This window comes from Pararhizobium antarcticum, from assembly GCF_001885585.1.
In the GTDB taxonomy this organism is placed as follows: Bacteria; Pseudomonadota; Alphaproteobacteria; order Rhizobiales; family Rhizobiaceae; genus Pararhizobium; species Pararhizobium antarcticum.
On the sequence record NZ_LSRP01000096.1, the window covers coordinates 81183 to 96549 of the forward strand.

At 61.3% G+C, this 15367-nt stretch carries 15 protein-coding genes; 7 read left to right on the forward strand and 8 right to left on the reverse strand.

Annotated elements, in window-relative coordinates:
• Positions 1 to 41: 41 nt before the first annotated feature.
• The 6 genes from AX760_RS15885 to mepA form a co-directional block, all read right to left on the reverse strand.
• Positions 42 to 677 carry a 2,3-bisphosphoglycerate-dependent phosphoglycerate mutase gene (locus tag AX760_RS15885; protein ID WP_071833897.1) on the reverse strand — a complete coding sequence of 212 codons (636 nt, stop codon included), beginning with the start codon at positions 675 to 677 and terminating at the stop codon, positions 42 to 44.
• Positions 678 to 702: 25 nt separating this feature from the next.
• Entirely contained in the window at positions 703 to 1521 is an 819-nt protein-coding gene (dapB, locus tag AX760_RS15890; RefSeq protein ID WP_071833898.1) for a 4-hydroxy-tetrahydrodipicolinate reductase, read from the reverse strand.
• A gap of 21 nt (positions 1522 to 1542) precedes the next feature.
• A complete protein-coding gene (locus AX760_RS15895; protein WP_071833899.1) occupies positions 1543 to 3348 on the reverse strand; it encodes an ABC transporter ATP-binding protein in 1806 nt (601 codons plus the stop codon).
• A 102-nt stretch (positions 3349 to 3450) separates the two neighbouring features.
• Complete coding sequence (locus AX760_RS15900) at positions 3451 to 4470, reverse strand: glucokinase (RefSeq protein WP_071833900.1); 1020 nt, start codon at positions 4468 to 4470, stop codon at positions 3451 to 3453.
• A gap of 52 nt (positions 4471 to 4522) precedes the next feature.
• Positions 4523 to 4903 carry a methylglyoxal synthase gene (locus AX760_RS15905; RefSeq protein WP_071833901.1) on the reverse strand — a complete coding sequence of 127 codons (381 nt, stop codon included), beginning with the start codon at positions 4901 to 4903 and terminating at the stop codon, positions 4523 to 4525.
• 165 nt (positions 4904 to 5068) lie between these two features.
• Entirely contained in the window at positions 5069 to 6157 is a 1089-nt protein-coding gene (gene mepA, locus AX760_RS15910) for a penicillin-insensitive murein endopeptidase (RefSeq protein ID WP_071833902.1), read from the reverse strand.
• A gap of 198 nt (positions 6158 to 6355) precedes the next feature.
• Here mepA and AX760_RS15915 point away from each other — a divergent pair, with 198 nt between their 5' ends.
• From AX760_RS15915 to AX760_RS15945, 7 genes are all read left to right on the forward strand, one after another.
• A complete protein-coding gene (locus tag AX760_RS15915) occupies positions 6356 to 8224 on the forward strand; it encodes an extracellular solute-binding protein (RefSeq protein ID WP_071833903.1) in 1869 nt (622 codons plus the stop codon).
• Positions 8225 to 8401: 177 nt separating this feature from the next.
• Positions 8402 to 9493 (forward strand): microcin C ABC transporter permease YejB, encoded by a 1092-nt coding sequence (locus tag AX760_RS15920; RefSeq protein ID WP_071833904.1) that lies wholly within the window; start codon positions 8402 to 8404, stop codon positions 9491 to 9493.
• On the forward strand, positions 9493 to 10632 hold the full coding sequence (locus AX760_RS15925; RefSeq protein WP_071833905.1) for an ABC transporter permease: 1140 nt from the start codon (positions 9493 to 9495) through the stop codon (positions 10630 to 10632). Before AX760_RS15920 ends, AX760_RS15925 begins: the two co-directional genes overlap by 1 nt.
• A gap of 64 nt (positions 10633 to 10696) precedes the next feature.
• Positions 10697 to 10999, forward strand: coding sequence for a hypothetical protein (locus tag AX760_RS15930; RefSeq protein ID WP_071833906.1), 303 nt, complete (start codon positions 10697 to 10699; stop codon positions 10997 to 10999).
• The gene (locus AX760_RS15935; protein WP_071833907.1) at positions 10996 to 11493 is read left to right on the forward strand and encodes a type II toxin-antitoxin system VapC family toxin; all 498 of its coding nucleotides are present in this window, start codon (positions 10996 to 10998) and stop codon (positions 11491 to 11493) included. Before AX760_RS15930 ends, AX760_RS15935 begins: the two co-directional genes overlap by 4 nt.
• Positions 11490 to 13118, forward strand: coding sequence for an ABC transporter ATP-binding protein (locus AX760_RS15940; RefSeq protein ID WP_071833908.1), 1629 nt, complete (start codon positions 11490 to 11492; stop codon positions 13116 to 13118). Before AX760_RS15935 ends, AX760_RS15940 begins: the two co-directional genes overlap by 4 nt.
• 11 nt (positions 13119 to 13129) lie before the next feature.
• Positions 13130 to 14089 (forward strand): 2-hydroxyacid dehydrogenase, encoded by a 960-nt coding sequence (locus AX760_RS15945; RefSeq protein WP_071833909.1) that lies wholly within the window; start codon positions 13130 to 13132, stop codon positions 14087 to 14089.
• Positions 14090 to 14101: 12 nt separating this feature from the next.
• Here the strand turns inward: AX760_RS15945 and AX760_RS15950 are convergent, their stop codons facing one another.
• Entirely contained in the window at positions 14102 to 14956 is an 855-nt protein-coding gene (locus tag AX760_RS15950) for a C40 family peptidase (RefSeq protein WP_071833910.1), read from the reverse strand.
• 6 nt (positions 14957 to 14962) lie between these two features.
• Positions 14963 to 15313, reverse strand: coding sequence for a MarR family transcriptional regulator (locus AX760_RS15955; RefSeq protein WP_071833911.1), 351 nt, complete (start codon positions 15311 to 15313; stop codon positions 14963 to 14965).
• Positions 15314 to 15367 lie beyond the last annotated feature (54 nt).

Below are 15367 nucleotides of genomic sequence, written 5' to 3' on the forward strand. Positions count from 1 at the left end.
CGGGTTGGTGCCGAGGTGCATTTTTTCCGAAACCGGCCGCTTCAGTGCGCAGCCGACATGTCGCCCAGCACGTCCTTGGACGCGACGGTGGAATCGGCGTTGAGCTTGTAGACCATCGGCACGCCGGTCGCGAGATTGAGGGCAAGGATCTGTTCCTTGCTCAGACGGTCGAGCACCATCACCAGCGAGCGCAGGGAGTTGCCATGGGCGGCAACCAGAACCTTTTCGCCGCGCAGCACGCGGGGCAGGATTTCGGTCAGGTAATAGGGCCAGACGCGGGCGCCGGTGTCGCGCAGGCTTTCGCCACCCGGCGGCGGCACGTCGTAGGAACGACGCCAGACATGCACCTGTTCCTCGCCCCACTTGGCGCGGGCGTCGTCCTTGTTGAGACCGGATAGATCGCCGTAGTCGCGTTCGTTCAGGGCCTGATCCTTGATCGTTTCAAGGCCCTGTTGCCCGAGATTGTCGAGAATGAGTGTCAGCGTGTGCTGGGCGCGCGTCAAAACCGACGTATAGGCGACATCGAACTTGATGCCGTAATCGGCGAGCGCCTTGCCGCCGGCATTGGCTTCCTCGATGCCGAGTGCCGTCAGGTCAGGGTCCTTCCAGCCGGTAAACAGGTTCTTCAGGTTCCAGTCGCTCTGGCCATGCCGCACAAGGACGAGGGTTCCGCTCATGTTGATTTTCCTCCGGGGTGATTGTTCAGGATAGCCCGAGCACGTCGAGCATGGAATAGAAGCCGGGTTTGCGGTCGCGCGCCCAAAGGGCGGCGGTGACCGCGCCGCGCGCAAAGATCGAGCGGTCTGTGGCGCTATGCGACAAGGTCACCTGCTCGCCTTCGCCGGCGAGGATGACGGAATGTTCGCCGATGACCGATCCGCCGCGCAGCGTCGCGAAGCCGATCGTGCCGGCGGTGCGCGCACCCGTATGGCCGTCGCGCACCCGCACGGACTGTGCATCGAGGTCGACGGCGCGGCCTTTTGCTGCGGCCTGCCCGAGAAGCAGCGCCGTGCCGGAGGGGGCATCAACCTTGTGCTTGTGGTGCATTTCGAGAATTTCGATGTCCCAGTCGGCGGCGCCAAGCGCGCGCGCAGCCTGTTCTGTCAGCACGCCCAAAAGATTGACGCCGAGGCTCATATTGCCGGATTTGACGATCCGTGCATGGCGCCCGGCTGCAGAAAACCTCTCTTCGTCGGCCGCCGAGCAGCCGGTGGTGCCGATGACATGGACGATGCGCGCCTGTGCCGATAGCACGGAGAATTCGACGCTTGCCGCAGGAGAGGTAAAGTCCAGGACACCTTCCGCCTCGACGAAGGCTTCAAGGGGCTGGTCGGTGATCGCTATGCCGATCGGTCCCAGACCAGCGACGTCCCCGGCATCGCGGCCGACAAACGGCGAGCCGGCGCGCTCGACGGCGGCAAACAGACGAACGCCCTGCATGGCATGGATGGTGCGGATCAGGGTCTGGCCCATCCGGCCGGCTGCGCCGACCACCACGAGTTTCATATCCTCACCGCTCATCGTTCCTGCCTGTCCTGCGCGTCATTCAAAAGTTGCATCTTCCACGGTCTGCACCGTCTTGTCGTGCAGATTGTGGAGGCGAGCGTAAAGACCGTCGCTGCGCTGCGCAAGCGCCTCGTGCGTTCCTTCCTCGACCACCAGCCCGTCCTTCATGACGATGATCTTGTCGGCGTTGACGACTGTCGACAGGCGGTGGGCGATGACCACCACGGTGCGTCCGTCCATGGCATAGTCCAGCGCCTTCTGCACGGCCGCCTCTGATTCGGTGTCGAGTGCCGATGTCGCTTCGTCGAGAAGCAGGATCGGCGCCTTGCGCACCAGCGCGCGGGCGATCGACAGACGCTGCCGCTGGCCACCCGACAGGGTGATGCCGTTTTCGCCGACGGGGGTGTCGTAGCCCTGGCGTTGGGCAATGATGAAATCATGGGCGAAGGCGAGCCGTGCGGCGTCCTCGACCTCGGCATCCGTGGCGCTGGGCCGACCATACCGGATGTTGTCGCGGATCGAGCCTTCGAACAGATAGGGTTGCTGCGAGACATAGGCGAGGCCGTTGCGCAGAGACTGCTTTGTGATCCCGGCAATGTCCTGCCCGTCGATCAGGATTTCGCCCTGGGACGGATCATAGAAGCGCGGGATCAGGCTGATGACCGTCGACTTGCCCGCGCCGGAAGGGCCGACGAGCGCCGTCGTCTTGCCGCCTTCGGCAATGAAGCTGACCCCCTTGAGAATGTCCTCGTTCTCATTGTAGCCGAAGCGGACATTGTGAAACTCGATCTGCGCGCCCTGAAGCACGAGTTCGCGGGCACCGGGCTTGTCGCGCTGATGCGGAACGGTATCGAGGATTTCGTAGATCATGCGGGCATTGACGACGGCACGCTCGAGCGACACCTGCAGGCGGGCGAGCCGTCGCGCCGGATCGTAGGCCATCAAAAGGGCCGTGACGAAGGCGAAGAATGCGCCCGGCTGCACGCCGCTGTAGATCGAACGGAAAGCGGCATAGGCGAGCACGCTGGAAATCGCGAAACCGGCAAAGGTCTCGGTCATCGGCGCCGTGCGCTCGCTGAGCCGCGCGATGCGGTTGGCGCGGTTTTCGGCCCGGTCGATGATCGTCTCGACCTTGGTTTTCAGCTGGTCTTCCATCGTGAAGGCCTTGACGATGGTAATGCCCTGGATGGTCTCCTGCATGGCGCCGAGGACGTGGCTGTTGATTTCCACGGCTTCGCGTGTCGCCTGCCGCAGACGGCGCGAGATATAGCGCAGGCCGATCAGAAGCGGCGGCGCGATGACGAAAACGATCATCGTCAACAGCCAGTCCTTGCTGATCATCACGCCGATGAGCGCCACCAGCGTCAGCAGGTCGCGGGCGATCGACGTGACGGTCATGTTGAGAACGTCGCGAATGCCCGAGACGTTCTGGCTGATCTGGGCGGAGATGCGGGCCGAGCGGGAATCGGAGAAATAGCCGACGCTCAGGGCCATCAGGTGCGAATACAGCCGCCGCTGATAGCTGGCGACGATGCTGTTGCCGATTTTCGACAACGCCACGGCCTGCCCATAGGTTGCGAAACCGCGCAGCACGAAAGCCGCAAAAATCGCGCCGCAAATATACAGCACGACATCGGCCCGCTTGTTGGCAAAGGCTTCGTTGACAACGGCTTCCATGATCCAGGCGGTAAAGCCGGTGGTGGCGGCCACGACCGCAAGGCAGGCGATGGCGAAGGCATAACCCCGGATATGGGCGCGCCCGTTTTCAGCAAAAACGCGTTTCAGCACGCTTGTGATCGTCTCGCGATCGACCGCCGGCAGCTTTGACTTGGCTTTATTCAACCTGATTTCCTTAACGCGCGGCGCACGGGGACATGGTCGCGTTCCAGCGGGCTCTATAGTCCCTTGATGCCGGTTTGGCGAGTCTGCGCGCTTCCGGCGCCGTCAACTTCTCCAGCGGCGTCCCTCTGTTGCCACACCGAAGCGCACGGGTGTGCGGGCATAGGCGGCAAGGCCGGAAAGGGCGGCGGTCGGATGGGTGACGACGAATGTCGGAATGGTCCGCAGCAGGTCCGAATGCGGCGCCTTGTCCTCGAAAGCCCGACGAAACTCCGGTTTCCGGAGCGCCGGCAGGATCTTTTGCGAGATGCCTCCGGCCAGGAAAACCCCTCCCCGCGCCATGAAGATCATCGCCATGTCGCCAGCCACGCGGCCGAGATAGGTCGAAAACAGCGAGATGGCTTCGACCGCCGCCCCGTCGGTGCCTGCCATCGCATGGGTCGTCACTTCAGCCGGATCGGTAAGCGGCGATTCACGGGCATCGGCCGCGCAGACGGCCTGGTAGATGTTCATGATGCCGCGACCGCAAAGAAGCTGTTCGGCCGAGATGCGACCTTCGATCGGATCGAGGAAGGGCCAGATGCGATAGTCCCGTTCGCTGCGCGGCCCGACATCGACATGGCCGCCTTCGCCGGGAACCGGAAACCAGGTGTGGCGCGCATGCAAAAGGCCGGCGACGCCAAGCCCGGTTCCGGGGCCAAGAACCGCGCAGGACGCCGATTCCAGCACCGAGCCCGGTCCGATCTGCTCGCGCCCGTCATCGCCGAGCGACGCGACGGCCAGCGCCTGCGCTTCGAAATCATTGATGATGATTACATCTTCCAGCGACAACGCGCTCAGCATGTCCTTCGGTTTGATCACCCAGCCGGCATTGGTCAGCGGGATCTCGTCCCCCTTCACCGGGCCCGCGACGGCAATGATCGCCGAGCGCGGCTGCACCGAGGTCTTGTCGAGGATGCTGGTCTGCAGCGCTTCCTCGATGCTGGCATAGTTGGTCGTTGGCAGGATTGGAAACAGTTTTGGCTCTGCAAAGGCATCCAGCAGCAGCGCGAAGCGTGCATTGGTGCCGCCGATATCGCCGATGAGGATGGGAAAGGTGAGGTGGCTGTCGGTATCGGTGAGCATGATGGCGTTCCGTTTTGGTCGTCCTGTATGACGCGCGGCGCTGGTAGCTGTATCAGGGATGCTGGAAGTCGATCAACCGTTCCGCAGTGGCGCGGTTGAGCGCCATCGGAATATCGTAGACCGTTGCAAGGCGCATCAGCGCCTTGACATCCACATCGTGTGGCATGGCGGTCAGGGGATCGGTAAAGAAGATCAGCATATGCACGTTGCCGGTGGCGATCATCGCGCCGATCTGCTGGTCGCCGCCGAGCGGGCCGCTTTTCAGCCGGGTGATGTCGAGGCTCGGACAGGCCTCCTGCACACGCCCACCGGTTGTTCCCGTCGCAACGATCTTCCAGAGGCCAAGCTCCACTTCGTTGGCTTGGGCGAAGGCGGCGAGATCGTCCTTCTTCTGGTCATGCGCAATCAGCGCAACACATTTCCGACTGTCCATATCGAATCCCCCGAATCTGTTCCAGAAGTTGGTCCCAGAGCGTGGGCCCGGACGTCGCCCTGTTCAAACGGGCGGGCGACCCGGCGTTGATTTAAATCGATTTGATCGCCGTGTCCAGCCGAGCGCAGCTGGCTGGCAGTGCTGGCCATAGGCGTGTCGTCGTGCCTACTGGACGGCCGGCCGCGCTTTCGGGACTGGAATATTGCCGGCCGGCAGCACGTCCCGCTGTGCCTGATCGGCCTGGGCATTGATGACCTGCTGGATCGCTGCATCGCTGCCCTGCGTGACCGGCGCGGCGCTATAGGCGGCAGCTCCGAAGGTTGCCGTTCGCGCCGATGCGGCAGGGGCGGCAAGCACGGCGGCGCAGGCCCTTGGCAGGTCGGAGAGCATAACGAAGCGCGGCTTTACCGGCTTTGTGTCCGGTTTCTTGACGGGTTTGGCCCAGGGCTCCTTGGAAAACCACCAGGCAAGCGATTTGTCACAGCCGTCACCGGCGGTCACGGCCGCCTGCGCCTTGCAATTGGCGGCGCCCGGCGGGCAGTGCATCCGGATATGGAAATGTTCGTCATGCCCGTAGACCGGGCGAACCTTGCCGAGAAGCCCGCGATCGCCGGTCCAGGTCTCGCAGAGCTTCTTCTTGATCGCCGGATTGACGAAAACCCGCTCCACCTGGGGATAGCTGGCCGCCTGCATGACAAGGTTTGCATGCGTCCCGGTCCAGCGCTTCGGGTTGACCGTCAGGAACTTGCTCTTGTCGAGCATCGAGACGAAGGGCATGTCCTCGCGCGCTTCGGCCGACAGAGGCTGCGCCGGTTTTGGCTGGAACCAGATATCCGCGTCGAGGCCGATCTGGTGCGAGGCATGGCCGGTCAGCATCGGGCCGCCGCGCGGCTGCGAAATATCGCCAATCAGAATGCCGGAACCCCAGCCGAGCCTGACGGCGTCCTGCGAAAACTGCTCGAGCAGCGAGATCATCGCCGGATTGCCCCAGCGCCGGTTGCGCGAAAGTCGCATGGCTTGCCATGTTGGCCCGTCGGTCGGAATTGCCACGGCTCCGGCCATACAGCCCTTGGCATAAAAGCCGATCGGCGCTGCTGCCGCATTGCTCGGCAATTGCACCTTGCCGAAAAGCTGCTTGGCGGGTGTGCCATCTGCGGCGCGCGCGGCATCGGCTACAACAAGGCTCGATCCAATCGCCAAGCCCAATGCTGCTGCGCCGATCTGCCGCAAAAATCCCCGTGTCGCCAAAGCCATGTCCTGCCATTTCCCGCAATAAGTCGAATCGGTGCGCCGTTTCAGGCACTGTCGCATCCCGCCTTTGTGTCAGCCTTGCGGGTTCACCCGGATGTGATGCAAAAATATGGCCTGTTTTGAGGCAGCGCCTGTCATTTGCCCGTATTTTGCCTATTCTTGCCGTCAAGCATCAAAAACACAAAAACGGGGAATGGCGGAATGCAGCACATTGGCTGGAGACTGAGATCGGCTTTCATGGCGCTGCCCTTCCTGCTTTTTGCGCTGCCGCCCTCTACTTCAGCCCAGGAGCAGCCGGCATGGCAAGTCGGGACCGCAACCGTCGGAGAGCTGAAATACAGGCAAGGCTTCCAGCGCTTCGATTACGTCAATCCCGATGCCCCCAAGGGTGGCGAGCTGAAGCTCACGGCGTCCGGAACCTATGATACCTTCAATTCGCTTCTCGCCAAGGGCGAGATTGCGGCCGGCCTGGCGTCGCCGCCCGCCGCCAATCTCGTCTACGAAACGCTTTTGAAAGGCTCGATGGACGAGATTGCCTCCGACTATGGCCTGCTTGCGGAGGCGATCGCCTATCCCGCCGACTTCGGTTCCGTCAAATTCCGGCTGAATGCCAGGGCGCAATGGGCCGATGGACAGCCCGTCACGCCGGAGGACGTGATCTTTTCCTTCGACATGGCCAAGGCGCACGATCCGCAAAAGGAATTCTACTATAAACACGTGATCAAGGCTGAAAAGACCGGTGACCGTGAAGTCACATTCTCCTTTGACGAGACCAACAACCGCGAACTTCCGAAGATCGTCGGCGAGTTGCTGATCGTGCCGAAACACTGGTGGGAGGGCAAGGACGCCAGCGGCAAGCAGCGGGACATTTCCAAGACCTCGCTCGAAATCCCGATGGGCTCCGGCCCCTACCGGGTTGCAAGCTTCAGCCCAGGCGCCACGATCCGCTACGAACTGCGCGATGACTATTGGGGCAAGGACCTCAACGTGAATATCGGCCAGAACAATTTCGGCTTCCTGTCCTACACCTATTACGCCGATCTCGACGTCTCGTTCGAAGCCTTCCGTTCTGGCAATGCCGACTACTGGTGGGAAAACCGCGCCAAGCGCTGGGCGACGTCCTATGATTTTCCGGCCATGAAGGACGGCCGCATCAAGCGGGAAGAGCTTGAAAACGACAGCCGCAACAGCGGCGTGCTGGTTGGCTTCATCCCCAATCTGCGGCGTGAAAAATTCCAGGATGTCCGGGTCCGCAAGGCGCTCAACCACGCCTTCGATTTCGAGGAACTCCGCCGCACGATCTTCTTCGACCAGTACAGCCGCATCAACAGCTTTTTCTACGGATCGGAGCTTGCCTCCAGCGGTCTGCCGCAGGGGCGGGAACTGGAGATCCTGAATGAGGTTAAGGACAAAGTGCCGCCGGAGGTGTTCACCAGCGAATACGTCAACCCCGTGGGTGGCAACCAGGCCAATGTGCGAAACAATCTCCGGCAGGCCATCGCCCTCTTCAAGGAGGCCGGCTACGAGATCCGCAACAACCGGATGACCAATATCAAGACCGGCGAGCCCTTCGGCTTTGAAATCCTTCTCGATGGCCCGACGATCGAGGTCGTGGCGCTGCCCTATGCACAAAGCCTCCGGAAAATCGGCGTTGCGGTCACGGTGCGCTCGGTCGATGATTCGCAATATACCAATCGCTGGCGCAACCGGGACTTCGACGTGATGTATAGCGGCTGGGGCCAGTCGCTCAATCCGGGCAACGAGCAGGCGGAATACTGGGGTTCGGAATCGGCCAAACGCGATGGCTCGCAGAATTATGCCGGCATCAGCGATCCCGGCGTCGATGCGCTGGTCCGCAAGGTGATTTTCGCCAGGGATCGTGACGATCTGATCGCCGCCACCAAGGCGCTCGACCGGGTGCTGCTCGCCCATCAATATGTCATACCGAGCTACACTGCCCGCATCTCCCGCATTGCCTATTCGACAAAGCTGGTCCGCCCTGAAACCCTGCCCGAATATTCGACCGGTTTCCCGCTGATCTGGTGGTCAAGGTCGGCCGAAGCGCAATGAAAGCCTTGCGCATCGCGCGCCCTGTACACCAAATGCGCAGACGCGAATCAGTTTAGCCATCCGCGCCCGCAGCGACGGGACGTCGAGGGAGACCAGCAGATTGACCGGACAAAGGTACGACGCCAGCGATAGACGGGATCGGCAATCCGCCGGAACCGACGTCCGGGGGTGTTTCTGATGGGTGCCTATATCCTTCGCCGCCTGCTCCTGATGATCCCGACCATCGTCGGCATCATGGCGATTTCCTTTGCCGTCATTCAGTTTGCGCCGGGTGGTCCGGTCGAGCAGGTCATTTCCGACCTGACGGGCCAGAGCCAGGGCGGCGACCGGCTCTCCGGCGGCGGCGGCGATCTGGCCGGGGGTGCCTTCAACGACGAGACATCGTCGAAATATCGCGGGGCGCAGGGGCTCGATCCCGATTTCATCGCCAAGCTCGAAAAGCAGTTCGGCTTCGACAAGCCGCCGCTGGAACGCTTCGGCGACATGATGTGGAACTATATCCGCTTCGATTTCGGCGAGAGCTTCTTTCGCAACACGTCCGTGATTGACCTCATCCTCGACAAGATGCCGGTTTCGATCTCGCTCGGCCTCTGGATCCTGCTGTTTTCCTACGTGATCTCCATCCCGCTCGGTATCAAGAAGGCGATTTCGGACGGATCGAGCTTCGACGTCTGGACCTCGGGCATCATCATCGTCGGCTATGCGGTGCCGGGTTTCCTGTTCGGCATCCTTTTGATCGTGCTGTTTGCCGGCGGTTCGTTCCTCGACTGGTTTCCGCTGCGCGGCATCGTCTCGGACAATTTCGCCCAGCTCAACTGGTGGCAGAAGATCCTCGATTATTTCTGGCACATGACGCTGCCGCTGATCACGCTGCTGCTTTCGGCCTTTGCCACGACAACGCTTCTGACGAAGAACTCCTTCATCGACGAGATCAAGAAGCAATATGTGACGACGGCCCGCGCCAAGGGGCTGAACGACCGGCAGGTGCTCTACGGCCACGTCTTCCGCAATGCCATGCTGATCATCATTGCCGGCTTCCCGAGTGCCTTCATCTCGGCCTTCTTCACCGGCTCTTTGTTGACCGAATACATCTTCTCGCTCGATGGTCTCGGGCGTCTCGGCTATGACGCCGTGGTCAAGCGCGACTATCCGATCGTTTTTGCGACGCTCTACATCTTCTCGCTGATGGGCCTGTTCGTCAGCCTTCTCTCGGATCTGGTCTACACCTGGGTCGATCCGCGCATCGATTTCGAGCGGAGGGATGTCTGATGACCGATCTCGCCTTGACGGGTGCCGCCGTCGTGCCGAAAAAGGGCCTGCTGTCGCCGGTCAACAAGCGGCGCTGGCAGAATTTCAAGGCCAACCGTCGCGGCTACTGGTCGTTCTGGATTTTCCTTCTGCTGTTCGGGCTCAGCCTCTGCGCCGAGTTCATCGCCAATGATCGGCCGGTGATCGCCTCCTACAAGGGCGAAATTCTCGTGCCGGTCCTGGTGAATTATCCGGAAGAGAAATTCGGTGGCTTTCTGGCCGAAACCGACTATCGCTCGGACTTCATTCGCGACGAGATCGAGGCCAATGGCTGGATGATCTGGCCGCCGATCCGCTATTCCTACCAGACGGCCAATTCCAACATTCCGCATTCCGCCCCGACCGCGCCCTTCTGGCTGATGGACGAGACAGAACGGTGCTCGGCCTATCCGCTGGGCAAGGATGATCCGGGCTGCACGCTCGGTAATCTCAACTGGCTCGGCACCGACGACCAGGCGCGCGACGTCATGGCGCGGATGATCTACGGTTTCCGGATTTCCGTCCTGTTCGGTCTGGCGCTGACCATTGCTTCGGCCGCCGTGGGCGTGTCGGCTGGGGCGGTGCAGGGCTATTTTGGTGGCTGGACCGATCTTTTGCTGCAGCGGTTCATCGAAATCTGGTCGTCGATGCCGGTGCTCTATATCCTGCTGATCATTGCAGCCATCCTGCCGCCCGGTTTCTTCGTGCTGCTCGGCATCATGCTGCTGTTCTCCTGGGTCGGCTTTGTCGGCATCGTCCGGGCGGAGTTTCTGCGTGCCCGCAATCTGGAATATGTTCGTGCCGCGCGGGCGCTCGGCGTCGGCAATGCGACGATCATGTGGCGCCATCTCCTGCCGAATGCGATGGTCGCGACCCTGACCTTCCTGCCCTTCATCCTCTCCGGCTCGATCACCACCCTGACCTCGCTTGACTTCCTCGGTTTCGGCATGCCGCCCGGTTCGCCGTCGCTGGGTGAACTGATCAGCCAGGGCAAGTCGAACCTGCAGGCGCCGTGGCTCGGCCTTACGGCCTTCGTCGTGATGTCGGTGATGCTGTCGCTGCTGATCTTCGTCGGCGAAGCCGCCCGCGACGCGTTTGATCCGAGAAAGACCTTCCGGTGATCTCGTCATTTGGCTGCAAGGTACGTATGATAGGCGCAACAGGTTCAGTGTCGAAAGATCTGCAATGAACAAGATTGTCCGCGATCATTATCCAGTCTCTCAGTTGCCTGATGATCTGCGCACCGGGTTCGACAAGGATGCGACCGTGCGTATCGTGATCGAAGAACAGGGGCCGCAAGAGCCCAACGGAAATGCAGATGGCTTGGCGCCGTCTTTCTTTGAATATCGCAAACCTGGAGCTCCGATAAAAGCAGCTGATCTGTTGGAGAGCATCCGCATCTTCAAGGCTAGCCGTCCCCCTTCCACGGACGAGCAGGAAGCAGTCCGGCGGATTCGCGACCTGCGCGATGAGTGGGATGAAGAATGACGGAGGTGCCGAGAATTTATCTCGATACGAACGCGTTCATTTTTGCAGTCGAGGAGCAGTCGGAGCGATCGGACCTTCTGACCAGACTCTTTTCGGTATCGGAAGAGACAGATCGCGTCATTTTCGTAACCAGCGAACTGACGCTTGCCGAAGCGCTTGTAAAGCCATATCGCAACTTGGATGACGACCTGATCACGCGCTACGACAACATGATCAGAGACAGCGCATGGCTGGATGTTCAGGTCGTTGCTCGCCCAGTCTTGTGGTATGCTGGGGTTCTTCGGTCTCAATCACGGATTAAACTGCCCGACGCCATTCATCTGTCGACAGCTCTCGGATCCAACTGCACTCATTTCCTCACGGCTGACAAGGCCTTGAGCACGATCGATGGTCTCCGCCACACCCGCTTTGGCATGAGCAAAATGAGGTCTATCGAAATGCTGCCTGTGGACGTTCCCACGCTCACCACAATTCTGCAAAGCCTCGCCTCATGACAAATCCCATTCTTTCCGTCCGCGATCTCTCGGTTGCTTTTCATCAGGGTGGCAATACATCGCTGGCTGTCGATCGTGTGTCCTTCGATATAGGGCGTGGCGAAGTCGTGGCGCTGGTCGGTGAATCGGGCTCTGGAAAATCGGTTTCCGCCAATTCGATCCTGAAGCTCCTGCCCTATCCGGCGGCAAGCCATCCCGGCGGCAAAATCCTGTTCAAGGGCAAGGACCTGATGACGGCATCTGATGCGGAACTGCGCCAGGTGCGCGGCAACGACATCACGATGATTTTCCAGGAGCCGATGACCTCGCTCAATCCGCTGCACTCGATCGAACGACAGATTGCCGAGATTGTCGAGCTGCATCAGGGGCTCAAGGGACAGGCAGCGCGCGGTCGGGTTCTGGAGCTTCTGCATCAGGTCGGTATCCGCGAGCCGGAAAAACGCCTGGCCGCCTATCCGCACGAACTCTCGGGCGGCCAGCGGCAGCGCGTGATGATCGCCATGGCGCTCGCCAACCGGCCGGAACTGCTGATTGCCGATGAGCCGACGACGGCGCTCGATGTGACGGTGCAGGCGCAGATCCTCGAACTGCTGAAAAAACTCAAGGACGAGCATGGCATGTCCATGCTGTTCATCACCCATGACCTTGGCATCGTGCGCAAGATCGCCGATCGCGTCTGCGTCATGACCAAGGGCAGGATCGTCGAGACCGGGCCGACGGCCGAGATCTTCGCCAATCCGCAGCATGCCTATACCCGCCATCTGCTCGCCTCCGAGCCGAAGGGATCCCCACCGGTCTCCGATGCGTCGAAGCCGGTGGTGATGCAGGCAAAGGACATGAAGGTCTGGTTCCCGATCAAGGCCGGTTTCCTGCGCAAGGTCGTCGACCATGTGAAGGCCGTGGACGGCATAGATCTGACCCTGCGGGCCGGCCAGACACTCGGTGTCGTCGGGGAATCGGGGTCGGGCAAGACGACGCTCGGCCTCGCGCTGACCCGGCTGATTTCCTCGAAGGGCCGCATCAGTTTCGTCGGCAATGACATCGACAGCTTCACCTTCCAGCAGATGCGGCCGTTCCGCAACCGCATGCAGGTGGTGTTCCAGGACCCCTATGGCTCGCTCAGTCCCCGCATGGTGGTGGCCGATATCGTTGCCGAAGGTCTCAAGGTTCATGAGCCGTCGCTGTCGGAAAAGGATCGCGATGCGCGTGTCGCCGCGGCCATCGAGGAGGTCGGTCTCGATCCGGCCACCCGCTGGCGCTATCCGCATGAGTTTTCAGGCGGCCAGCGGCAACGCATCGCGATTGCCCGTGCCATGGTGCTGAAACCGCAATTCGTCATGCTCGACGAGCCAACCTCGGCGCTCGACATGAGCGTGCAGGCGCAGGTGGTCGATCTCCTGCGTGACCTGCAGGCCAAACATGCTCTGGCCTATCTGTTCATCAGCCATGACCTGAAGGTCGTGCGGGCGCTGGCCAATGACATGATCGTCATGCGTCTCGGCAAGGTGGTCGAGCAGGGGCCATCGGAGCGTATCTTCACCGCACCGCAGGAAGAATATACCAAGGCCCTGATGGCCGCCGCCTTCGACATGAAGGCGGTCAATGTGCCAGCCGTCAGCCAGTAGAGACGTGAATCATGCCTGAAAACAGCCCCGTCCTTGTCGACCTGAAATTCATCCCGCGGGAAGTCGAGGAGGGCCTGAAGTGCGCCTTTCCCGGTCGCGAGGTGATCAATCTTGCCGATCCCGCGCAGAAAACTCGCGATCTCTCGAACATTGCCTATGCCGTCGTCTGGAAGTCCGATCCCGATCTCTTCTCCCGCGCGCCCGATCTCAAAGTCGTCTTTTCGGGCGGTGCCGGCGTCGATCACGTGCTGACCCTGCCGGGCCTGCCGGATGTGCCGCTGGTCCGTTTTGTCGATCGCAGCCTGACGACGCGGATGAGCGAATGGATCGTCCTGCAGTGCCTGTTGCATCTGCGCCAGTACAGAGCCTATGAGGCGCAGGCAAGCGCCCGTGTCTGGCAAGACCTCAGCCAGCCGGAAGCGGCAGACATCACCGTTGGCGTCATGGGGCTCGGCGTGCTCGGGCAGGATGCGATCCGCAAATTGCAGGTGATGGGGTTCAAGGTCGCCGGCTGGTCGCGTTCGGCAAAGGCGCTCGACGGGGTCGAAACCTTTGACGCGACGCAACTGGACACGTTCCTTACAAAAACCGATTTCCTCGTTGGCCTGCTGCCGCTGACTGCGGAGACAAGGGGCCTCTTCAACGCGTCGCTGTTTGCAAAACTCAGCCGCAAGGGACCGTTCGGTGCGCCGGTCTTCATCAATGGCGGCCGGGGCGGTAGCCAGGTCGGCGCCGACATCGTCGCCGCGCTTCGGGACGGCACGCTTTTTGGCGCGTCCCTGGATGTGTTCGAAGAGGAGCCGCTGCCCTCAGACAGCCCGTTCTGGGACATGGCCAATGTTTTCGTCACACCGCATGTCGCGGCGTCCTCGGACGTCAGGGCGCTGTTTACCCATGTGGAGGAACAGATCGACCGCTTTGAACGTGGCCAGCCGTTGCAGCATCTCGTGGATCGCAAAGCCGGCTATTGAAGCTCCGCTGCTTTACGGGCGGCGATAGCCCGTCGGCTGGTCGTAGAGCCAGCCGATCCTGTCGATCGCTTCGTTCAATCCCTCATGCGAAACCGTCATCGTGTGGCCATTGGCATGCAGCAGCGTCTTTTCGTCTTCCATGATCGCCACATGCCCGTTCCAGAAGACAAGGTCGCCGCGACGCAGTTCGCTTCGGTCGATCGGGGTGCCAAGACCCGTTGCCTGCATGTCCGTGTCGCGCGGCGCCGTTCTCCCGGTCATCATCATCGACAGTTGCACGAGGCCCGAGCAATCGATCCCGAATCCCGAGCGGCCGCCCCAGAGATAGGGGGTTTCCAGAAAGCGGGATGCGATGCTGACATAGTCGCCACCCAACGGCAGCGACGCTTCGGCGCAATGATTGGCAATCACCGCCTCGCCGCCTTCCAGCAGGAAATAGCGTGTGCCGCGCATGTCGCGCTGGTCCACCACCTTGATCCGGTTCCCCATGGACAGCGCCTGAACCGTCGGCAAACGCAGATCCGGCCCCGAATAGACGAAGGTTCTGGGCGCGGTGATGATGTGCGTCAGGCTGCGCACCACGGGCGTGAATGCATAATCCGGGACATAGCCGACATAATCATCGAAATCCGCCTTGACCCAGGCCCAGCCGCCACCGCTATCCAGCACACGAACAGTTTCGCCAAGCAGGAGCTCGGTATCCGTGCCGCATTCCAGCTCAGGTCTGGACCGCAGCTGAACCACGGGAATGCAGACGACGCAGGTCGTGCCGGTGACATAGTTTGCGGCCTCGACGACACCGCGAAGGCGCTCCTCGGCAAGGTCGGGGCGATAGGCATTCAGCCGGCGGTCGGGGAGATCAGACATCTGTCCTCAAATAGGCAACTTGCGTCCCCGATCAATGATCAGGTCGCCGAGTTTTTCAAGATAGAGCGCGCCGTCCACAGTGCGCCGGATGATGACATTGCGCTTGTCGCGCTCGTCGCGAACCCGCGTTACCAGCCCGAGGTCCCCCATCGTGTCCAAAGCCCGGGTGATCACCGGCTTAGTGACGCCGAGAATGGTTGCCAGCCCCCGCACCGTATGCGGCGGCGGCACAAGGTAGATCTGCAGCAGGATCGAGATCTGCCGCAGGGTCAGGTCGCGCTTGTCCACCCGCACCTGTTCCAGCGATACGGCATGCCAGAGGCCAAGAGCCTGCGAGGGAGACAGTTCGACAGGCACGGAGCACTCCTGACACAGTGATGCTGCAAGACGAGACCGCTGCGCGTTCAACAG